The organism is Nakamurella alba (assembly GCF_009707545.1).
GTDB lineage: Bacteria > Actinomycetota > Actinomycetes > Mycobacteriales > Nakamurellaceae > Nakamurella > Nakamurella alba.
Genome location: NZ_WLYK01000006.1, coordinates 341,035 through 361,944, shown reverse-complemented (window position 1 = coordinate 361,944; position 20,910 = coordinate 341,035). Strand labels below are relative to the sequence as shown.

General features: G+C 71.4%; 19 protein-coding genes. 14 read left to right on the top strand and 5 right to left on the bottom strand.

Annotated features, from left to right (window positions below):
* Positions 1-37: 37 nt before the first annotated feature.
* The 4 genes from GIS00_RS16820 to GIS00_RS26965 form a co-directional block, all read right to left on the bottom strand.
* Positions 38-1,765 carry an MDR family MFS transporter gene (locus GIS00_RS16820; RefSeq protein ID WP_154769570.1) on the bottom strand — a complete coding sequence of 576 codons (1,728 nt, stop codon included), beginning with the start codon at positions 1,763-1,765 and terminating at the stop codon, positions 38-40.
* Between the two features lie 74 nt (positions 1,766-1,839).
* Positions 1,840-2,445: a MarR family winged helix-turn-helix transcriptional regulator gene (locus GIS00_RS16815; protein ID WP_196073321.1), complete on the bottom strand. Its 606-nt coding sequence runs from the start codon at positions 2,443-2,445 to the stop codon at positions 1,840-1,842.
* A gap of 123 nt (positions 2,446-2,568) precedes the next feature.
* Entirely contained in the window at positions 2,569-4,473 is a 1,905-nt protein-coding gene (locus tag GIS00_RS28475) for an alpha/beta hydrolase (RefSeq protein WP_196073320.1), read from the bottom strand.
* On the bottom strand, positions 4,470-4,760 hold the full coding sequence (locus tag GIS00_RS26965; protein ID WP_196073319.1) for a hypothetical protein: 291 nt from the start codon (positions 4,758-4,760) through the stop codon (positions 4,470-4,472). Before GIS00_RS26965 ends, GIS00_RS28475 begins: the two co-directional genes overlap by 4 nt.
* A gap of 140 nt (positions 4,761-4,900) precedes the next feature.
* Here GIS00_RS26965 and serS point away from each other — a divergent pair, with 140 nt between their 5' ends.
* Entirely contained in the window at positions 4,901-6,163 is a 1,263-nt protein-coding gene (gene serS, locus GIS00_RS16805; protein WP_322098056.1) for a serine--tRNA ligase, read from the top strand.
* A gap of 52 nt (positions 6,164-6,215) precedes the next feature.
* On the opposite strand, the gene GIS00_RS16800 is transcribed toward serS, so the two are convergent.
* The gene (locus GIS00_RS16800; protein WP_154769567.1) at positions 6,216-6,704 is read right to left on the bottom strand and encodes a phosphoribosyltransferase; all 489 of its coding nucleotides are present in this window, start codon (positions 6,702-6,704) and stop codon (positions 6,216-6,218) included.
* A gap of 207 nt (positions 6,705-6,911) precedes the next feature.
* On the opposite strand from GIS00_RS16800, the gene GIS00_RS16795 reads away from it, so the two are divergent.
* From GIS00_RS16795 to GIS00_RS16735, 13 genes are all read left to right on the top strand, one after another.
* Positions 6,912-7,955, top strand: a complete 1,044-nt coding sequence (locus tag GIS00_RS16795) for a hypothetical protein (RefSeq protein ID WP_154769566.1) — start codon at positions 6,912-6,914, stop codon at positions 7,953-7,955.
* Positions 7,956-8,184: 229 nt separating this feature from the next.
* The gene (allB, locus tag GIS00_RS16790) at positions 8,185-9,591 is read left to right on the top strand and encodes an allantoinase AllB (RefSeq protein WP_154769565.1); all 1,407 of its coding nucleotides are present in this window, start codon (positions 8,185-8,187) and stop codon (positions 9,589-9,591) included.
* 230 nt (positions 9,592-9,821) lie between these two features.
* Positions 9,822-11,351: an NCS1 family nucleobase:cation symporter-1 gene (locus GIS00_RS16785; RefSeq protein WP_154769564.1), complete on the top strand. Its 1,530-nt coding sequence runs from the start codon at positions 9,822-9,824 to the stop codon at positions 11,349-11,351.
* A gap of 253 nt (positions 11,352-11,604) precedes the next feature.
* Positions 11,605-12,423, top strand: coding sequence for a GntR family transcriptional regulator (locus tag GIS00_RS16780; RefSeq protein WP_154769563.1), 819 nt, complete (start codon positions 11,605-11,607; stop codon positions 12,421-12,423).
* Positions 12,420-12,944 (top strand): 2-oxo-4-hydroxy-4-carboxy-5-ureidoimidazoline decarboxylase, encoded by a 525-nt coding sequence (gene uraD, locus GIS00_RS16775; RefSeq protein WP_322098055.1) that lies wholly within the window; start codon positions 12,420-12,422, stop codon positions 12,942-12,944. The genes GIS00_RS16780 and uraD overlap by 4 nt, the downstream gene beginning before the upstream one ends.
* Positions 12,941-13,291, top strand: coding sequence for a hydroxyisourate hydrolase (uraH, locus tag GIS00_RS16770; protein ID WP_154769562.1), 351 nt, complete (start codon positions 12,941-12,943; stop codon positions 13,289-13,291). The genes uraD and uraH overlap by 4 nt, the downstream gene beginning before the upstream one ends.
* Before the next feature lie 4 nt (positions 13,292-13,295).
* A complete protein-coding gene (gene pucL / locus GIS00_RS16765) occupies positions 13,296-14,201 on the top strand; it encodes a factor-independent urate hydroxylase (RefSeq protein WP_154769561.1) in 906 nt (301 codons plus the stop codon).
* 157 nt (positions 14,202-14,358) lie between these two features.
* Positions 14,359-15,783, top strand: coding sequence for a nucleobase:cation symporter-2 family protein (locus tag GIS00_RS16760; protein ID WP_154769560.1), 1,425 nt, complete (start codon positions 14,359-14,361; stop codon positions 15,781-15,783).
* A 296-nt stretch (positions 15,784-16,079) separates the two neighbouring features.
* Positions 16,080-17,708 (top strand): aldolase/citrate lyase/malate synthase family protein, encoded by a 1,629-nt coding sequence (locus tag GIS00_RS16755; protein WP_154769559.1) that lies wholly within the window; start codon positions 16,080-16,082, stop codon positions 17,706-17,708.
* Between the two features lie 76 nt (positions 17,709-17,784).
* The gene (locus tag GIS00_RS16750; RefSeq protein WP_322098054.1) at positions 17,785-18,087 is read left to right on the top strand and encodes an urease subunit gamma; all 303 of its coding nucleotides are present in this window, start codon (positions 17,785-17,787) and stop codon (positions 18,085-18,087) included.
* A 38-nt stretch (positions 18,088-18,125) separates the two neighbouring features.
* A complete protein-coding gene (gene ureB / locus GIS00_RS16745; RefSeq protein WP_154769558.1) occupies positions 18,126-18,461 on the top strand; it encodes an urease subunit beta in 336 nt (111 codons plus the stop codon).
* Between the two features lie 3 nt (positions 18,462-18,464).
* On the top strand, positions 18,465-20,168 hold the full coding sequence (locus GIS00_RS16740) for an urease subunit alpha (RefSeq protein WP_154769557.1): 1,704 nt from the start codon (positions 18,465-18,467) through the stop codon (positions 20,166-20,168).
* 11 nt (positions 20,169-20,179) lie between these two features.
* Positions 20,180-20,869: an urease accessory protein UreF gene (locus tag GIS00_RS16735; RefSeq protein WP_322098053.1), complete on the top strand. Its 690-nt coding sequence runs from the start codon at positions 20,180-20,182 to the stop codon at positions 20,867-20,869.
* The last annotated feature ends 41 nt before the right edge of the window (positions 20,870-20,910 follow it).

The window sequence follows — 20,910 nt, the reverse complement described above, 5'->3', positions numbered from 1 at the left end:
GCGCAGCTCGTCCTGCTGTTGATCGGCGACGGCCGGTTCAGCTGCGGGTGGACACGCCGTCCTTGCGGAGGCTCGCCCGACGCGCGCCGCGGGCGGCCAGGTGGCGGGCCGGGTGCCGTCGGGCGCGGGAGCCCTGCGCCGGCACCGTCACGCCGACCGGGTTCCGGTCCGTGGCCCCGTCGGTGACATCCGAGGAGCCGTCGCTGACGTCCGGCGTGGCCGGCCTCTCGAGGACGACCGTCGCAGCGGCCTGGTCGACCGTCGTGGGATCACCGGGCTCGCTGTTGCTGGTGCGCAGCGGCACCTCCTTGATGAACATCATCAGCACGGCGCCGATCAGGGCGGTGGCCGCGGCGATGCCGAAGGTCCAGGCGGTCCCGATGCCGTAACCGTCGCGCACCAGGCCGGCGACGGGCTCCGGCAGCGAGCCGATGTCGGCCAGGTCGGCGCTGCCGCTGCCGGCCGGGATCCCGAGGTCGGCCAGCCCGCCGGTGACGTGCCGGCTGACCTGGGTGCCGAGCACGGCGCCGAGGGCGCTGACACCGATCGCGCCGCCGAGGGACCGCAGGAAGGCGACGGTCGAGGACGCGCTGCCCATGTCGCGCATGGAGACGCTGTTCTGCACTGCCAGCACCAGGTTCTGCATGGTGGCGCCCATGCCGGCGCCGGCCAGCGCCATGCCGACCGCGAGCACCCAGTACGCGGTGTCCGCGCGCAGGGTGGACAGCACGGCCAGACCCAGCACCAGCGTGATGCCGCCGCCGACGAGGAACCGCTTCCAGCGCCCGGTCGCGGTGATGATCCGGCCGGTGATCAGCGAGGACAGGAACATGCCGAGCACCATCGGGATGGTGGCCAGCCCGGACACCGTCGGGCTGTCGCCGCGCGAGGTCTGGAAGTACTGGCTGAGGAACACGGTGACGCCGAACAGCGAGGAACCGACGAAGATGCCGGCGATGCTGGCGAGGGTGACGGTCCGGGACCTGAACAGGGACAGCGGGATGATCGGCTCCGCGGCGCGGGACTCGACCACGACCGCGAGACCCAGCAGCACCAGGCCGCCCAGCACCATGACCGCGCTCGCCACGGACAGCCAGGCGAAGTTGGTACCGGCCAGGGACACCCAGATCAGCAGCAGCGAGATGCCGCCGACGATCAGGGTGGCGCCCAGGTAGTCGATCTTCGCCTCACGCTTCAGCGACGGCAGCTTCAGCGTGCGCTGCAGCACGATCAGCGCCGCGGCCGCGAACGGCACGCCGACGTAGAAGCACCAGCGCCAGCCGAGCCAGTCGGCGTCCACGATCAGACCGCCGACCAGCGGCCCGAGGACGGTGGCGACCGCGAAGACGGCGCCCAGGTAGCCGGAGTACCGGCCGCGCTCACGCGGCGGGATCATCCGGGCCAGGATCACCTGGACCAGGGCCATCAGACCGCCGGCGCCGATGCCCTGGATGGCCCGGGCGACGATCAGCATGGCGATGCTCTGGCTCAACCCGGCGATGACCGATCCGGCCACGTAGATCACCAGGGACAGCTGGACCAGCAGCTTCGGGTCGAACAGATCGGAGAGCTTGCCCCAGATCGGGGTGGTCGCGGTCAGCGCCAGCAGCGTGGCGACCACCACCCAGGTGTAGCCGGACTCGGTGCCGTGCAGGTCGCCGATGATGGTCGGCAGGGCATTGGTGACGATGGTCGACGACAGCATCGCCACGAACATGCCCAGCAGCAGGCCGGACATCGACTCCAGGATCTGGCGGTGCGTCATCGTCGGCACCTCGCCCGGATGGAGGTCCCGTGGCGGTGCGGCCGGCGATGCGGCAGACGGGGTGGAGGTGGTGGTCACGCGATCACGCTTTCGAGCTCGGGGTGGTGCACTGGCGTCGATGTCGGTGCGGGTGGTTCCTGTGCTTGTTCCTGGTGCGGTGGTTCCTGATGCTGGTCCGGGGACCGGCGGGATCCCGGACCGTGTCCCGGGCCCGCGGCGGGGTCGGAGCACAGTGAGGTGGTGAGTCGCTGCAGTTCGGCGGTCATCCGTTCGACCTGGTCGTCCGTCCAGTCGGTGAGCCGGCCCGCCACGGCGCGGCCGGAGTCACGCTGGTACTCGGCGAGCAGCTGCTCGCCGTCGGCGGTCAGTTCCACCAGGCAGGCCCGGTGGTCGGACTCGTCGCGGATGCGGCGCAGCAGCCCGTCGTTCTCCAGCACGCTGACCTGGCGGCTGGCCGCGGACAGGTCGATCATCAGTCGTTCGGCCAGTCCGGAGATCCGGGTGCGGCGCAGCTCCTGCACGGTGTACAGGGTGATCAGGGAGGTGAAGTGCACCCGCGGGCTGTCGCCCACGATGTGCTTGCGTGTGCGGTTCAGCTGCGAGAGTGCCTGCAGCAGTTCACTGCAGAGCGCCGGTGACGGTCCGCTCCGCTGGGCCTCGTCGTTCGTTCGGTCGTGCACGTTTCGTCGGCTTCTTCTGGTTTGTTCTCTAGCGGTACTAAACAAGTGTGCCACAGATGGTTGCTTGCGGCAACCAATGGACGTGCGGCACCACGGACGTGCCGGAACCGATGAAGGCCGGGATCAGCGCGGTGGTCGCGGGACGTGGGTCGCCTCCGGGTCCCGGCCGTCCCAGTGTCCGGTGCCGGGTGGCCGGGGCGGCGCGACCGTGACCTCGTGCAGGCGGCCCTTCACCACCGCCGCGATGTTCGCCAGCGACTCCGATCCGGGCCGGTAGTACTGGGAGTGGTTGGCGGGGTCCAGGGTGTTGGTGCTGCCGGTCTCCGCGTGGAAGCGGGTGGCCCCGAAGCCGGCGCCGGCCGGGTCGTTGCCCAGCCGGGACCGCATCGACCCGACCATCCCCACCACCCCCGGGAACAGCACGGCGCTCGCACCGGCGATCCCTTCCCATCCCTCGAGGAACCCGTCCCCGGCGAGCTGGGCGTGGGTGGTCACCGGATCGCCGGAGGCCGCGCCGACGAAGACCGAGCCCGGGCCGAGCCCGGGGTAGTCGCCGACCGAATCCGCCGGCCCGGCACCGGGCGACCCGATCAGCACCAGGGCGTCCGCGTCCGCCCCGCCGGCGAAGGCGAACGACGCCGTGGTGGATCCGTAGGAATGGGCGACGACCGTGGTGCGGCCGGGGTCGCCCGTGCGGGTCCCGGCGAATCCGGCGAGGTCCTGGGTGAGCAGCGCGGCGCCGGCCGCGGCGAGCGCCGGGTCCGACACCGCGACGTCGACACCCGGTGCGCGGTAGCCGACCCAGGCCACGACCGCGGTGGTCCCGGCAGTGCGGTCGGCCTCGGCCTTGAGGTCCAGGGCGTTGCCGAGCTGGTTGTCCAGGTAGCCCGGCACGTCCGATCCCATCCCGGGCACCAGCACCGCGACGTTGTCGGCCGTCGCCATGTCGCCGACCGAGATGGCCGCCCGCCCGTGGCCGTCGAAGGCGTCCGGGTCGTAGATCAGCAGCTGCACCGGATCACCTCCGGCGGCCGCCTCCGCCCGGGCGAGTGCCTCGTCCACCGCCCGCGACCCGAGCAGCGAGGTGATGTCCTGCTCGCTCCATCCCGCCGCAGCCAACTGCGCCCGCACCAGTTCCGGATCGGTCCCCGGCGGTGGCAGTCCGCTGCCGGTCGCCGCGGCGACCGCCTCCGCCGTGGCAAGGTCCTCGGCCAGCGATGCCCGGGAGGCGCGGTCCCGGACGTCCGCGGGCAGTCCGGCCGCCGACCCCAGCAGCCCCGGGTAGGTCGCGATCAGCTGCTCCCGCACCGGCTCGGACAGCCCGGACCACCAGCGCGCGGCGGCCGCCGGATCGGCGGGGACCGCCGGGGCACCGGCGAGCAGGGCCGGGTCGACGGCAACGGATGCGCTCCCGGGATGCCCGGTGGCGGTGGCGCTCCCGGGCACACCGGAACCGACCGGTCCCGCGCCGCCGGCCGTCACGGTGCGGACGGCCAGCAGGACCAGCGCCACCAATGACTCGCCCAGCAGCTCCGCGGTCGCGGTGGCGTCCAGGGTCGCCTCGAACTGCAGCAGTGCCGCCTCGGTACCGAGCCCTGCGGTCAGCCCGGCCAGTTCGCGGATCTGCCGGGTCCGCTCGAACACCGGCGTCAGGCCGGCGACCGGCCAGGGCGACTCGAGCATCGTGATGGTGGCGGCGTTGCGTTGTGCGGCCTCCAGCAGGACCGCGCACCGGGACTGTCTCTCCTCCATCCGCCCGGCGTAGGCGACGAGCACCTCCGCGCCGGATGTCAGTGCGAGTGAGCCCCGGTCGAACGCGGTCACCGGCGCGGCGAGCGCGACCGCGACGGACGAGCCGCCGCCGGAATCCCAACCGGTGGCGAGCAGGGCCGATGCCGCCCGGAGATCTCCCACCGCGGCCCGGTCCACCTCGGCCCGCGCGGCGAACCCGGCGGCCAGCACCCGCAGTTCCGACGGCGATCCGGGAACCGGATCCGCAGCCAGACCCAACAACGACCAGTCGCTCACCGGGACCCGCCGAGCAGCCGCTCCTGGTCCGCCCACCACAGGGCTGCCGTCCGGATGCCGTCGGCCAGCTCCTGCACATCGCCCTGTCGGGCGGCGGCGTGGTTCATGGCCGCGGTGACGATCTGGCCGGCCACCACCGTCACCTCCGGCGGTGCGGCCGCCGCGGACGGGGCGGTGATCGCCGGCCCGTCCAGTCGTCCGGCGAGTGCGCCGAGATCGGAGGAGAGCCGTTGCAGGACATCGGTGTCGACGGTCAGCGAGCCGTCGGCGGGTGAGGTGGGGGACACCAGGGCAGCGTTGCCCGCCGGCGGCGGCCGCGGGGGTCGACCCGGGCGGGATGTGGACAGCCGTCGGCATGTGGACCGACCAGGACGGACGCTTCCGGGGGTGGGCCGGACGGGCCCGGCGCACCGGATACGCTCGGGGAGTGATCGACCTGCGCCAACTCCGTGACGACCCCGATGCCTTCCGTGCCTCCCAGCAGGCCAGAGGGGCCGATCCCGCGGTGGTGGACGTGTTGCTCTCGGCGGACTCCGACCGCCGTGCCGCCGTCGTCCGGGCGGACGAGCTGCGGACCGAGCAGAAGGCGTTCGGCCGGACCGTGGGCAAGGCCTCCAAGGAGGAACGGCCTGCGCTGCTGGAGCGCGGCAAGGAGCTCGCCGCCGAGGTGAAGGCCGCGGAGGCCGTCGAGTCGGAGGCGAACGCCGCGCTGACCGCCGCGCACAAGTCGATCCCGAACCTGGTCGAGGACGGTGCCCCGGCCGGCGGCGAGCAGGACTTCGTGGTGCGCGAGCTGGTCGGCACCCCCCGCGAGTTCGACTTCACCCCGAAGGACCACCTCGAACTGGGCGAGGGCCTCAAAGCAATCGACACCGACCGCGGTGCCAAGGTCTCCGGCGCCCGCTTCTACTTCCTGCGCGGCGTCGGCGCCCGGCTCCAGTTCGCGATGCTCAACCTGGCGATCAGCAAGGCGGTGGCCAACGGGTTCGTGCCGATGATCCCGCCGGTGCTGGTCAAGCCCGAGTCGATGGACGGCACCGGGTTCCTCGGCGAGCACAACGACGAGGTGTACCGGCTGGAGGCCGACGACCTCTACCTGGTCGGCACCTCCGAGGTGCCGCTCGCGGCCTACCACTCGGACGAGATCCTCGACCTGTCCGACGGCCCGGTCCGGTACGCGGGCTGGTCCTCCTGTTTCCGGCGCGAGGCGGGGTCGTACGGCAAGGACACCCGCGGGATCCTGCGGGTGCACCAGTTCGACAAGGTGGAGATGTTCTCCTACACCACCCCCGAGCGCGCGCACGACGAGCACCTGGCGCTGCTCGGGTTCGAGCGGGAGATGCTGGATGCGATCGAGGTGCCCTACCGCATCATCGATGTCGCGGCCGGCGACCTCGGGACGTCGGCCGCCCGTAAGTACGACTGCGAGGCCTGGGTGCCCAGCCAGCAGACCTACCGCGAGCTGACCTCGACGTCGAACTGCACGACCTTCCAGGCGCGCCGACTGTCCGTGCGCTACCGGGATGCGGACGGCAAGCCGCAGGTGGCGGCCACCCTCAACGGCACCCTGGCCACCACCCGATGGCTCGTCGCCATCCTGGAGAACCACCAGCTCCCGGACGGCTCCGTCCGCGTGCCGGAGGCGCTGCGGCCGGGCCTGGGCGGGCTCGAGGTCCTGGAACCCGCCTGAGCCCGAAACTTCTGCCCAGGAACAGCTCTCGCCCCACGGCAGGCGGCCGGCCTCAGGACTCCCGCACGGTCACCGGCGGCTGGGCGGACCAGGGGAAGGTGATCCAGAGATCGGTGTCCCGCCAGGAGTAGTCGGGCACCACGATGGTGCGGGGCTTGGTGTAGAGGACGGCGGAGCGGGCGTCGGCGCCGTGCTGGCGCATCAGGTCCATGACCAGTGCCAGGGTGCGACCGGAGTCGGCGACGTCGTCGACCACCAGCAGGTTCTTGCCCTCCAGGGCGGCGGTGTCGAGCAGCGGCTCCAGCACCACCGGGTCCGGCAGGGTGGTCTCGATGTCGGTGTAGAACTCGACGTTGAGCGTGCCGGCGGCCTTGGTCCCGAGCGCGTAGGACAGCGCCCCGGCCGGGATCAGCCCGCCGCGCGCCACCGCGATCACGACGTCCGGCCGGAACCCGTCGTCGGCGATGGTGGCGGCCAGTTTCCGGACGGCGGTGCCGAACATCTCGTAGCTGAGGACCTCGCGGACGGGGGATGTGGACATCCGCAGAACGTACCCGTCTCCGCGCACAACCTGATGCCGGGCCGCACGTCCCCTGTGCAGTTCCGGTGAAGCACCGGCCGCAGGACCGGCGGAGTACCGCCGCCCCGGCCGTGCGACTCCGGCCCTACGCCTTTGCAGGACCATCGACATCCGTTGCACCGCAGTGCATACCGGCCAGGCCCACCAGTCCCGATGCCAGGAGTCCAGATGCCCCGCTCCGCAGTCCGTACCGTCCTCGGATCCCTCACCCGGTCCACCGTGCTGGCCGGCGCGATCGTGCTCGCGCTGACCGGGTGCGGGACCAGCACCACCGCCGGCACCCCGAGCATGCCGGGCGCGGCGATCGGTGCCGGATCCGACCTCGGGACCGACCTGCCCACCGATCCCGGCACGGATCTCGGCACCGATCTGCCGGGGGCGGGCTCGGGCGGTGCCTCCGACCAGGTGCCGACCGCCGAGCTGGACATGCAGATCCGCCTCGCCAACCTGTGGCTCCCGGCGGGGGCCACCGGGGGCCAGGCCATCGACGTCTGGGTGGGATCGCCGGAGTACGGCGGGACGAAGCTGATGACCGTCGACTACGGCACTGCGAGCGAGTTCGTCGCGATGCGCATCCCGGACCCGCAGGGCCAGGGCCAGGTCGACAAGAACACCTCGTGGACCATCTCGTACTACCCGGCCGGGAAGACCGCGACGGACGACATGCTCATGCAGGCCGGCGGCACCTCCTCGCCCGGCCAGAAACTGACCCTGCTGGCCGGCCCGGTCGACGCCGACTCCACCGGCCTGACCCTGCAGCAGTTCGCCGACGACGCCGGCAGCGACCCGCAGGAGGGCAACTGGTCGGGCCCGAGCATCGCGGTGCCGACCGACGGCACCGCCGCGGTGATGATCAACGCGATGGCGCTGCAGTACACCGGCACCGACGGGGACATGCCCGGCTACATCGCCTCGGCCGCCGACGGCTGCCTGGACTACATCGACCCGCTGACCGGTGAACTGCACGACGACCCCTACACCGACAACCTGGTCGGCGGGACGCAGGGACTGACCTACTTCCTGCAGCCGGGCGGCGACCTGCGTCTGCACCTCACCGATCCGGACGCGCAGACCCCGGTCCGTGACGAGTGCGCCGCCGCCCCCACCCTGGACGCCGGTGACACCGGGCTGGCCGCGAACGGCCGGGCCTTCGGGTTCATGTACGGCACCGACCCGGCGGCACCGAAGATGCTCCTGCTGCCCGTGGGCTGAGCCCCGCCCGGCAGCACCACCCCGGCGCCGTCCGTCCCGAGTGCGGGGCGGACGGCGTCGTAACGTGCGCGTGACGCGACGGACCGGCCGGGGAAACCATGGCCTGGATACCCTGCGGCCATGACCACGCTGTCCCCGCACCCGGGCCTCGACGCCGCGTTCCTGCGCTCGTTCTGACCACCGGGACACCACAGCACCACCGCGACGACGAAGTGAGGCGGCCCCCGCGATGACGACCGACCCCGCCCTGGAACTCGCCCAGGCCCCGGTGCTGGCCCACCGCAACCGTTTCCGTGCCCCGCAGCTGGTGATCCGGGCGGCCCGGGCGATGATCGACGGGGTCGAACGGCCGGCCGCGATCCTGGTCCGCAACGGTGTGGTCGTCGGGATCGAGGAACCGGGCTGGTCCGGCCCGGCGGCCACCGAGTACGTGCTGGCCCCGGACGAGATCCTGATCCCCGGACTGGTCGACAGCCACGTGCACATCAACGAGCCGGGCCGGACGGAGTGGGAGGGCTTCGACACCGCCACCGCTGCTGCGGCCGCCGGCGGCGTCACCACCGTCATCGACATGCCGCTGAACTCGTTGCCGCCCACGCTGACCCGGTCCGCGCTCGCCGAGAAGCGGCGCGCCGCACGGGGTCGATGCCGGGTGGATGTCGGATTCTGGGGTGGCGCCACCCCGACCAACCTCGACGAGCTGCCGGACCTGTTCGCCGCCGGGGTGTTCGGTGTCAAGTGCTTCCTGCAGGACTCCGGCGTGCCGGAGTTCCCGCCGTTGTCCGATGTCGAACTGCGCACCGCCGCACGCACCATCGCCGGCATCGGCGGGCTGTTCCTGGTGCACGCCGAGGACCACGATGTCCTGCACACCTCGCCGACCCCGCAGGGCCGCAGCTACGCCGCGTTCGTCGACTCCCGACCGGACACCGCCGAGGCCGCCGCGGTCGCCCGGGTGATCGAGGCGTCCCGGGCGACCGGATGCCGGGTGCACGTGGTGCACCTGTCGTCCGCGGCCGGTGCCGAGCTGATCCGGCAGGCGAAGGCGGACGGCGTGCCGATCACCACCGAGACCTGCCCGCACTACCTGACCTTCTCCGCCGAGACGATCCCGGACGGCGCCCCGCAGTACAAGTGCTGCCCGCCCATCCGTGGCCGGCAGGACACCGACGCGCTGTGGGAGGCGTTGGCGGACGGCACGATCGACATCGTGGTGACCGACCATTCGCCCTCGACGCCCGAGCTGAAGTTGCTGGACGTCGGTGATCTCGGCCTCGCCTGGGGCGGGATCGCCTCGCTGCAGTTCGGTTTCGGCGCAGTCTGGGCCGAGGCGCAGCGCCGGGGCATCGATCTCGCCACCGTCCTGGGCTGGATGTCCCGCGGTCCGGCCGACCTGGTCGGGCTCTCCCACAAGGGCCGCATCGAGGTCGGGGCGGACGCCGACCTGGTGGCGCTGGCCGACGGCGAGCGGTACACCGTCGAGCCGTCGATCATCCGGCACCGCCACCCGGTGACCCCGTACCTGGGGGCCGAGCTGGCCGGCCGGGTGCGCCGGACCTGGCTGCGCGGCACGGCTCTCGAACCGGACATGGTCGCCGGGCGGCTCGTCGCCCCGGGCGACCACCGGCCCGGCTGACCCACCGGCTCGGGCGCCAACAGGATCCGGGCCGATCCGTTGCGCTCGGCCACGTCCGACGTGGGCGTTCGCACCGGATGTGCTGCGGGAGCCGTGCCGTCGGAACGGGATCGAGCAGATCGCGGATATATCGTTCGCGACACCGAGGCGCAACAGCCCGCTCCTACCGTTCCCGGTACATCCAGTGTGGCGCGCCGGTCACGGGCGCCCATCCGTTCACAGGAGCGCAGATGACCGACACCATCAGGCCGGCCGGTGACGGCGGGGCCGCCCCCGTCGCGGCCGAGGCCGACAGCGCGGTGCTGATCAAGCCCGGGTACGACCCGCGGCTCACCAACGAAGATCTCGCGCCGCTGCGCAAGAAGACCTGGGGCTCGTACAACTTCTTCGCGTTCTGGATGTCCGACGTGCACAGCGTCGGTGGGTACGTCACCGCCGGCTCGCTGTTCGCACTCGGACTTGCCGGCTGGCAGGTGCTGCTCGCCCTGCTGGTCGGCATCACCATCGTCTACTGGCTCTGCAACCTGGTCGCCCGCCCCAGCCAGCGCACCGGTACCCCGTACCCCGTCGCCTCCCGGATCAGCTTCGGGGTGCTCGGCGCGAACGTGCCGGCCATCATCCGCGGCCTGATCGCCGTGGCCTGGTACGGCATCCAGACCTTCCTCGCCTCCCACTCCCTGGTCGTCCTGGTGGTCAAGATCTGGCCGAACCTCGCGCCCTACGCGGACAAGTCGCTGTACGGCTTCGTCGGGCTGTCGATGCTGGGCTGGATCGGCTTCATCGTCATGTGGATCGCCCAGGCGCTGGTGTTCTGGCGCGGCATGGAGGCGATCCGCAAGTTCATCGACTTCTGCGGCCCCGCGGTCTATGTCGTGATGTTCGCGCTCGCCATCTACCTGGTTGCGAAGGCCGGCTGGTCCAACCTGACCTTCAGCCTCAACGAGGACGGCATCTCGCTGACCGGCTGGGCCGCACTGCCGGTCATCCTCTCCTCGATCGCGCTGGTGGTGTCCTACTTCTCCGGCCCGATGCTGAACTACGGCGACTTCGCCCGCTACGGCAAGTCCTTCGCCGCGGTGAAGCGGGGCAACCTGCTCGGCCTGCCGCTCAACTTCATCGTCTTCTCGCTGCTGGTCGTCGTCACCGCCGCTGCCACCAAGCCGGTGTTCGGTGACTTCATCACCGACCCGGTGGAGACCGTCGCCCGGCTCGACTCGGTCACCGCGGTGGTGCTCGGTGCGCTCACCTTCATGATCGCCACGGTCGGCATCAACATCGTCGCCAACTTCATCTCGCCGGCCTTCGACTTCTCGAACGTCAACCCGCAGAAGATCTCCTGGCGTACCGGCGGCATGATCGCCGCCGTCGGTTCCGTGCTGATCACCCCGTGGAACCTCTACAACTCCCCGGACACCATCCACTACACGCTGGACGTCCTCGGCTGCTTCATCGGTCCGCTCTACGGCGTGCTGATCGCCGACTACTTCCTGGTGAAGAAGCAGAAGGTCGTCGCGGACGACCTGTACACGCTGAGCCCGAAGGGCCGCTACTACTACCGCAAGGGCGTGAACCCGATCGCGGTCGGTGCCACCGCCCTCGGCGCCCTGATCGGTGTGGCGATCGTGTTCTGGGGCTCGATGCAGGTGGCCGCCTACAGCTGGTTCATCTGTGCCGGTATCGGGTTCGTCGGCTACCTGGTCGGCACCTCGATGGCACGCAACAGCGTCCCGACCGACGACCTGCCGGCGCCGACCGACTGAACGGCCCGGCAGCGGTGACCGGTGTGCCCGGGAGGACAGGCGACCTCCCGGGCACACCGGTGTCCGCAGCTCCGGACGACGGGGCGTCGGCACCGGCCGGGCCCGCCCGGATGCGGGGTCGGTCGGGTATTCGTCACGAACGGTCATCGGGACGCAACATCCCGCAGCTAGCGTCCCCGCCGTCGGGGCACAGCGAGGCCGGTAGCAGCAACAACACCGGTGGCGCTGGCGGCGGAGAAGCGGAGGTGGCGGCTTGGGGACTCCACGACGGCGGTCGGGCCTGGTCGGTCAGCTCGGCGCACTGGCACCGGAGGAGCGGCGCCCGGGCAGCTCGCAGGAGGACATCCTGCACGCGCTGCGCACCACCATCCTGGGCGGCGGCAGCCCGCCCGGCGCGCCCATCCCGGTCGACGAGGTGGCCGAGCTCTTCCAGGTCTCCCGCATCCCCGTCCGGGAGGCACTGAAGACGCTGATCGGCGAGGGCCTGGTCGCGCACCGCGCACGGTCCGGATACACCGTCGCCCAGCTGACGATCGAGGAGTTCCAGGAGATCTACGTGGTGCGCGGCGTTCTCGAGCGTGCCGCGATCATCGCCGCCGTCGTGGCGGCCGGGCCGGCCGACGACCTGGAGCAGCAGACCGCGCACGACGCGCTCGGTGCCGCGGTCGCCGCCGGTGACCTGCAGGCCTACCACCGGGAGAGCCGCCGCTTCCACTCCTCGCTGCTGGCCCCGTCCCGGATGCCGCGGCTGCTGCACATGATCGACGCCGCCTGGAACCTCACCGAGCCGTGCCGGCCGATGGCGCACATCTCCGAGGTGGCACGGGAACGACTGCACGACGATCATGGCGACATGTTGACCGCCTTCCGCGCCCGGGACACAGTGGCGCTGCTCGCCGCCGTCGACGCGCACCAGGAGCACCTCGAGGCCTCCATCGCGACGCTGCCGCGGCACACCGGGCTCTTCGCCGAGACCGCACCGACGCCGGTCCGATTGCCCGCCCAGGCGGCGCGCCGCTCCGTCGTCGGGCCGGGTGCCGCGCAGTTCGCCGTGCCGGGTGGCGCCCGGTGAGCGCGGTGTCGCTGACCCGCTTCAACGACGACAGCGCGCTCGCCGCCGAGGTTCTCGGCGCCTGCCTGGACATCCCCGCCTGGATCGGCACGGTGAGTGACGGCCGTCCGTACGCCGATGTCGCCGCCCTGCGCAAGGCGGGTGCGGAAGCGGCCGGCGCGATCACCTGGGGTGAGGTGGCCGGGGCGCTGGCCCGGCACCCGCGGATCGGCGAGAAGAAGGCCGCCACCGCCGGGACCGCGACCGAGCAGGGGTGGTCGCGAGGCGAACAGGCCGGGGTCACCGCCGCCGAGGTCGACGACCTGGCCGCCGGTAACGCGGCGTACGAGGCGAGATTCGGTCACATCTTCCTCATCTGCGCCGCCGGCCTGTCCGGCGACGAGATCCTCGCCTCGCTACGGGAGCGGCTGGGGCACAGTCCCGAGGACGAGCGACCGGTGGTGGTGCACGAGCTGCGCCGCATCGGCGAACTCCGTCTGGCGAAGGCGGTCTCGGACGAGTCCGGCGGGGGTGCCGCGTGACCGGCATCATCCAGCGCATCTCCACCCACCTGCTGGACACCTCGATCGGCCGGCCCGCTGCGCAGGTGCCGGTGGGGCTGCACACCGTCGCCGACGACGGATCGACCCGACTGGTCGGCGGCGGCGTGACCGACAACGACGGCAGGGTGGCGACTCTCGCCGACGGCGCGCTGGCGCCCGGCACCTTCCGGCTGGTCTACGACACCGTCGGGTACTTCACCGCCGTGCACCGCAAGCTGTTCTACCCGCGGATCATCGTCGAGGTGTACCTGGACGGCGCGCGGGCGCACTACCACGTGCCGGTGCTCGCGAGCACGTACTCCTATTCCACCTACCTGGGGAGCTGACGAGATGGCGATCGTCCTGGGACACAACCAGTACGGCAAGGCCGAGGTGCGGATGGTGCACGTCGACCGGAGCACACCGCAGCACGTGCTGACCGACGTCAACGTCACCAGCCAGCTGATCGGTCACTTCGAGGACACCCATCTGACCGGGGCGAACGACAAGGTCATCGCCACCGACACGCAGAAGAACACGGTGTACGCGCTGGCCCGGACCGGTGGCATCACCACGATCGAGGAATTCGCACTCCGGCTGGCGCGCAACTACGTCGGTACCTACGAGCAGGTGACCGGCGCCCGGATGGAGATCGAGCAGACGTTCTGGGACCGGATCACCACGGCCGGCGGTCCGCACGACCACTCGTTCGTCAAGGGCTCCCCGGAGGTGCGCACGACGGTGGTGCGCAAGGACGGCGACACCGAGAGCGTCATCTCCGGCATGGAGAACGTCGTGCTGCTCAAGAGCACCGGCAGCGAGTTCCACGGCTTCCCGGACGTGCCCTACACCTCCCTGGTGGAGACCGACGACCGGATCATGGCCACCTCGGTCACCGCCCGCTGGCGGTACGACGCCGGACTGGACCTCGACACCGCGCCGTGGGACCACCTGTACACCTCGGTGAAGGCCGTGCTGCTCGAGCAGTTCGCCACCGTGCACTCGCTGTCCCTGCAGCAGACGTTGTTCTCGATGGGCCGGACGGCCCTGGAACTGCACCCGGAGATCGCCGAGATCCGTTTGTCCTGCCCGAACAAGCACCATTTCCTGGTGGACCTGTCGGCCTGGGAACTCGACAACCCGAACGTCGTCTTCTACGCGGCGGACCGCCCCTACGGCCTCATCGAGGCCTCGATCCTCCGCGACGACGCGGCACCGGCCGGCAGCGCCTGGGAAGGCATCAACGGTTTCGTCTGAGCCGCAGGTTCCGGCTCCGGGCGCTGTCACCCGGATGCCCGGCACTTCGTTACCTCGGGTTCACCTGCGGATATCGCCGTGCAACGGTCCGGTCCGACGATGGCCCGGTCCGGGGGCACTCGGGAGCCACCCGGCAAACGGGGAAACGAGGTTCACCATGGGATTTCGTCGCAAGCTGGCCGAGGACGGGACTCCGATCGAGTCGGTCGACGAACTGCCGCCGTGGTCACGGCTGATCCCCCTGGGACTGCAGCACGTGCTGGCGATGTATGCCGGCGCGGTCGCCGTGCCGCTGGTGGTCGGCGGAGCGCTCATCGCGGCGGGCAAGCTGGATCCGAGCGACCTGGGCTACCTGGTCACCGCGGACCTGCTGGTCGCCGGCATCGCCACACTGATCCAGACGATCGGCTTCCCGTACTTCGGCATCCGGATGCCGCTGATGCAGGGCTGCACCTTCGCCGCGGTGTCGCCGATGATCGTGATCGGCTCGGACTACGGTGTGGCCGCGATCTACGGCTCGGTGATCGCCAGCGGTGTCTTCATGATGCTGCTCGCCCCGGTGTTCGCGAAACTGCTGCGGTTCTTCCCACCGCTGGTCACCGGCACGGTCATCACGATCATCGGTCTGTCGCTGATGAGCGTGGCGGCCGGCTGGACCAGCCGGGGCGGTGAGGACGGTGCCGCCCCGGTCGAGAACGTCGCGCTGGCAGCAGGTGTGCTCGTCGCGATCGTGCTGATCGAGCGGTTCGCGCCGCCGGTGCTGGCCCGCATCTCGATCCTGCTGGGGATCGTGCTCGGCACGATCGTGGCGATCCCGATGGGCCTGGCGCACTGGTCCACCGTCGGCAGTGCGGACTGGGTCGGTGTCTCCACGCCGTTCCACTTCGGCTTCCCGATCTTCGAGGTCAGCGCGATCATCTCGATGTGCATCGTGGCGCTGGTCATCATGACCGAGACCACCGGCGACATCCTCGCCATCGGCGAGATCGTCGATGTCAAGGTCGACGGCCGGCGGCTCGCTAACGGGCTGCGGGCGGACGGCCTGTCCACCGTGATCGGCGGTGTCTTCAACACCTTCCCGTACACGGCGTTCGCGCAGAACGTCGGGCTGGTCTCGATCACCGGTGTGCGCAGCCGTTTCGTCGCCACCTTCGCCGGTGCGGTGCTGATCATCCTCGGGCTCACCCCGAAGATGGGTGCGATCGTCGAGGGCATCCCGTTGCCGGTGCTCGGCGGCGCCGGGATCGCGCTGTTCGGCATGGTGACCGCCTCCGGCATCCGGACGCTGACCACGGTGAAGATCAACAACCGGAACATCCTGGTGATCGCGATCTCGATCGGCATCGCGATGATCCCGGTGGTCTCGCCGGCCTTCTACGACGCCTTCCCGAACTGGTTCAAGACGATCTTCCACTCCGGTATCAGCGCCGGTGCGATCGTGGCGATCCTGTTGAACCTGCTGCTGAACTCCCCGGAGCAGAAGGCGAAGGCGGAGTCCGAGGGCGAGCACGGCGGCTTCGACGCCAACCGGGAGAACCTCCAGGTCGAACCGAAGGGTGAGTCCGCGGTCATCCCGCACTGAACCGCACTGAACCGCACTGAACGCAGCACCCGCTCGGATCAACCACCACCCCGGATCACCCGTCCGGACCGGGCTTCCGCGACCCGAATGACCATCGGTGGCCGCGGAAGTCCGGTTCGTGATCGCCACATGTGCCCGGCTGCTCACGTCGCGGTCACGCGGGCGACACACCCGGGCGCGATGATGGGGCCCGCCTCGCACGGCGATCGCCGTGCCGGGTGAGGTGCGCCAACAGCGGTGCGCCGAAAGGTGAGTCGACACGGATCGGCCGTGCGGCCCTGCCCCGAGGAGCCCCGATGAGCAGCCCGTTGGTGTCCGGATCCGACGCGCCCGGACTGGGCCGGATCCTGAGCACACCGGCACTGGTCTTCCTCGGGTCGCTGCACCGCCGGTTCGACGGGCCGCGACGGGAACTGCTGGAGCGCAGGGAGCGGCGACAGGCGGAAGTGGCCGCCGGGGCGCTCCCGGACCGGCTGCCGGCCACGGCCGAGCTGCGTGACGCCGAGTGGACGGTCGCCCCGGCGCCGCCGCACCTGCAGGACCGGCGCGTCGAGTTCAGCACACCGGTGGACGCGCGGGCCGCCGCCACGGCGCTGCTGTCCGGCGCCTGCATCTGGATCGCGGATCTCGAGGACGCGACCACCCCGCTGTGGGAGAACGTGATCGGCGGCCAGCTCGCGCTGGCGGACCTGGTCGGCGGCGCCATCGACGGTACCGGGGGGACGGCGGCCGTGGCGGCGGTGCCGCTCCGCTCCCGGCCGGCGCTGATGGTGCGCCCACGCGGCTGGCACCTGGACGAGAAACACCTGACGGTGGACGAGGTCCCGCTGGCCGGCGCGCTGGTCGACTTCGGGCTGTTCGTGTTCCACAACGCCGCCGCCCTGCTGGCGGCCGGCAGCGGCCCGGCCCTGCACCTGCCGAAGATCGAGTCGCACCTGGAGGCGCGGCTCTGGGCCGAGGTGTTCGCCTTCGCCGAGTCCGAGCTGGGACTGCCGGCCGGATCGATCCGCGCGTCGGTGACCATCGAGACCGTGTGGGCCGCCTTCGAGATGGACGAGATCCTCTGGGAGCTCCGGGATGCGGTCGTCGGCCTCAACGCCGGTCCGGGGGACTACCTGTTCTCGTTGCTCAAGACGATGCGGGACCACGCCCGACTGGACGAGGTCCGTGTCCCGCCGGCCGTGCCGGCCGGCGAGGACGGGACCACCACCGCTGCCACCGACACCGTGGACCCGTTCCGCACGGCCTATTCGGACCTCTTGGTGTCCACCTGCCGACGTCGGGGCACGGTGGCGATCGCCGGTGGTGTGGCGGGCACGACCACCGGCGGGTCGCAGCCGCGCCCGCGGGTGCCGGACGGCTTCCGGGAGGCGCAGGAGCACCAGATGCGCTCGGGATACGCAGGTGTCGTCGTCACCGACCCCGGCCTGGTGCCGCTCTGCGCCGAGATCTACACCCGGCTCCCCGGTGCCCGCGGCGGCGGTGCGGCGCCGCCGGTGCCGGCCGATCCGACGGCCCTGCTGGACCTCGCAGCGGTGCACCGGGCCGGTCGCCCGGACTGCACCGAGGCCGCGCTGCGCGCCGACATCGCAGTGGCGCTCGAATATCTCGTGCACTGGCTGGCCGGTCGCGGATCGGTGGTGATCGGCGCCGTCCGCGAGGAGGCGGCGGCCGCCGAGATCTGCCGGACCCGGATCTGGCTGCGCCGCCGGGACCGGGTGGTGCTGGACACCGGCCGGAAGGTCACGCCGGCGCTGGTCGCGGAGATCGCCGACGGGGTGCTGGAGATGTTGGCCGAGGTCTGGGCCGAACAGCCCGGTGGCCGCAATCTGCTGGCCGACGCCCGGAACCTGCTGGTGGACCTGACGACCGGGGACCGGTTCGCCGACTTCCTCACCCGGGAAGCCTACGAGCTCCTGCCGTGAACGGCCCGGGAGCGGCGGCGCATACTGCCACTGGCACTTCCCGGCGGGCGCCCGGCCGGGACCACGAGGAGGACCGGTGCACCTGACCCCGTCGGACACGGAGAAGTTGTTGCTCGCCGTCGCCGGGATGGTGGCGCGCGACCGACTGGACCGCGGAGTACTGCTCAACCACCCGGAATCGGTGGCGCTGCTGTCCACCTGGGTCATCGAGCGGGCGCGGGAGGGCCGCTCCGTGCAGGACCTGATGGTGGCCGGCCGCGAGGTGCTGCGCCGGAACCAGGTGATGCCCGGGGTGGCCGAGATGATCGCGGACGTCCAGGTGGAGGCCACCTTCCCGGACGGCCGCAAGCTGGTCACCCTGCACCACCCCATCAGCTGACGGCGCCCGGGCACCGGGAATGAGGACGAGGAGCACGTATGGCCGGAGGGCGCGACAGCGGCCCGGGGGCGATCAGGACGGCGCCGGGCACGGTGCAACTGAACGCGGACCGCGGGCCGGACGAACGGATCGAGCTGACCATCGTCAACACCGGTGACCGGCCGGTGCAGATCGGCTCGCACCTGCACCTGCCCGATGCGAACACCGCACTGGACTTCGACCGGGCGGCGGCACACGGGTTCCGGCTGGACATCCCGTCCGGGACCTCCCGGCGCTTCGAACCGGGCGCCTCCCGGACGGTGGCGGCGGTGGCGCTGCGCGGCGCGCGCCGGGTGCCCGGTCTGCAGATCAAGGACGACGGGGGCGTGCTGTAACCGATGGTGGAGATCTCCCGCGCGGAGTACGCCGCGCTCTACGGGCCGACGGTCGGCGACCAGATCCGGCTCGGTGACACGGATCTGTGGATCGAGGTGGAGCAGGACCTCACCGTCGGCGGTGAGGAAGCGGTCTTCGGCGGCGGCAAGTCGATCCGCGAGTCGATGGCCCAGGGCTCCACCACCCGCGCCGACGGCGCGCCGGACACGGTGGTCACCAACGTCGTCGTGCTCGACCACTGGGGGATCATCCGGGCCGACGTCGGGATCCGGGACGGCCGGATCGTCGCGCTCGGCCGGGCGGGCAACCCGGACATCGCCGACGGGGTGCACCCGCACCTGCGGATCGGGCCGTCCACCGACATCATCTCCGGCGAGGGGAAGATCCTCACCGCAGGCGCTTTCGACTCGCACGTGCACATGCTGTCGCCGTCCCAGGTGGTGGAGGCGCTCGCCACCGGCATCACCACGATCGGCGGCGGCGGCACCGGTCCGTCCGAGGGCACCAAGGCCACCACGGTCACCCCGGGGGCCTGGCACCTGTCGGCGATCCACCGCTCGCTGGACCGGTACCCGGTCAACGTGCTGCTGCTGGGCAAGGGCAACACCGTCTCGATGGAGGGGCTGCGGGAGCAGGCGCTGGCCGGGGCCGGCGGCTACAAGGTGCACGAGGACTGGGGTTCCACCCCGGCGGCGGTGGACGCCGCGCTGCGCGCCGCCGGTGAGTGGGGGCTGCAGGTCGCGCTGCACTCGGACTCGCTGAACGAGGCCGGTTACGTGCAGTCGACGATCGATGCCATTGCTGGGCGGTCGATCTCGGCGTTCCACGTGGAGGGTGCGGGCGGCGGGCACTCGCCGGACATCCTGCGGTTGGCCGGCCTGCCGAACGTGCTGCCGGGGTCCACCAACCCGACCCTGCCGCACACGGTGAACACCGTCGCCGAACACCTCGACATGCTCATGGTCTGCCACCATCTCAACCCCGCGGTGCCGGAGGACCTGGCCTTCGCCGAGTCCCGGATCCGGGCCACCACCATCGCCGCCGAGGACGTGCTGCACGATCTCGGTGCCATCTCCCTCACCTCCTCCGATGCCCAGGCGATGGGCCGGATCGGCGAGGTGATCACCCGCACCTGGCAGGTCGCGCACGTGATGAAGCACCGGCTCGGCGACATCGGCGGATCGCTGCCCGCCGACAACTTCCGGGCCCGCCGGTATGTCGCGAAATACACTGTCAACCCGGCGATCTCGCACGGGGTCGACCACGAGATCGGCTCGGTCGAGGTGGGGAAGCTGGCGGACCTGGTGCTCTGGGACCCGGCCTTCTTCGGCGTCCGGCCGTCGATCGTGATCAAGGGCGGCGGCATCGTCTGGGGCGCTCTCGGTGACCCGAACGCCTCCATCCCGACGCCGCAGCCCGTGCTGATGCGGCCGGCCCTGGCCGACGGGATCGGTGCCTCGCTCTCCCAGTCCTACGTGGCGCCGGCCGCCATCGAGGACGGCCTGGCCGGGCGGCTGGGGCTGCAGCGGGAGCTGGTGGCGGTGCGCTCCACGAGAGATGTCGGCAAGGCGCACATGCGCAACAACGACGCCACCCCGGAGATCGTCATCGAGCCGGAGACCTTCCGGATCACCGTCGACGGCGAGCTGATCGAACCGGCCCCGGCGACGGAACTGCCGCTGGCGCAGCTGTACTCGATGTTCTGAGGGTGCCTGTCGTGACCCATGCCGACACAGCCGACAGGGCCGACGTGCTGCTGATGCTGCTCGCCGACTCCCGCCTGCCCACCGGTGCGCACACCCAGTCCGGCGGCTTGGAGCCGGCGCTGCTCGACGGCATGCCGGAGTCGGCGATCGACAACCTGCTGCGGGTCCGGCTGGCCACCGTCACCCTGGTCGAGGCCGGGACCGCCGTGGTGGCGCGGTCGATGGTGCTCCGCGGTGGGACGGAGGATCTGCGGCGGTGCGACACGGCCTGGCGGGCGCGGACGGCGTCGGCGGCCCTGCGGGAGAACGCCACCGTGCTCGGTCGCGGTTACCTGCGGCTGTTGCAGGGACTCTGGCCGGACGCACCGGCGGTGATCGCCGCCTCCGGTGTCCGGAACCTGTGCCGGGCAGTGGTTCTCGGTGTGGCGGCAGCGGCGGGTGGGCTGGATGCCGGCCGGCTGGCCCGGCTGATCGGCTACGACGACGTGCAGTCGGTGTGCGCCGCGGCCCTCAAGCTGGCCCCGGCGGACCCGGTCGCGGCGGCCCGGCGGGTGCTGGCGCTCGATGAGCCTATCGACGAGATGGCTTGTCTGGTTGAGGATCTCGAGGAGCCAGAAGAGATCCCGGCGGCGGCGGCGCCGATGATCGAACGGTGGGCGGAGCAGCACGCCGTCGCCGAGCGTCGGCTGTTCCGGGCCTGAGTCGTGCAGGTGGGGACCGCCGTCGGGGTGTTGACTGATGC

Bases quoted from the DNA above. Each gene is read 5' to 3' on its own strand.
- GIS00_RS16820 (WP_154769570.1), bottom strand. From the start codon at position 1,765: ATGACGCACCGCCAGATCCTGGAGTCGATGTCCGGCCTGCTGCTGGGC.
- GIS00_RS16800 (WP_154769567.1), bottom strand. From the start codon at position 6,704: ATGTCCACATCCCCCGTCCGCGAGGTCCTCAGCTACGAGATGTTCGGC.
- GIS00_RS16795 (WP_154769566.1), top strand. From the start codon at position 6,912: ATGCCCCGCTCCGCAGTCCGTACCGTCCTCGGATCCCTCACCCGGTCC.
- allB (WP_154769565.1), top strand. From the start codon at position 8,185: ATGACGACCGACCCCGCCCTGGAACTCGCCCAGGCCCCGGTGCTGGCC.
- GIS00_RS16785 (WP_154769564.1), top strand. From the start codon at position 9,822: ATGACCGACACCATCAGGCCGGCCGGTGACGGCGGGGCCGCCCCCGTC.
- pucL (WP_154769561.1), top strand. From the start codon at position 13,296: ATGGCGATCGTCCTGGGACACAACCAGTACGGCAAGGCCGAGGTGCGG.
- GIS00_RS16760 (WP_154769560.1), top strand. From the start codon at position 14,359: ATGGGATTTCGTCGCAAGCTGGCCGAGGACGGGACTCCGATCGAGTCG.
- GIS00_RS16755 (WP_154769559.1), top strand. From the start codon at position 16,080: ATGAGCAGCCCGTTGGTGTCCGGATCCGACGCGCCCGGACTGGGCCGG.
- ureB (WP_154769558.1), top strand. From the start codon at position 18,126: ATGGCCGGAGGGCGCGACAGCGGCCCGGGGGCGATCAGGACGGCGCCG.
- GIS00_RS16740 (WP_154769557.1), top strand. From the start codon at position 18,465: ATGGTGGAGATCTCCCGCGCGGAGTACGCCGCGCTCTACGGGCCGACG.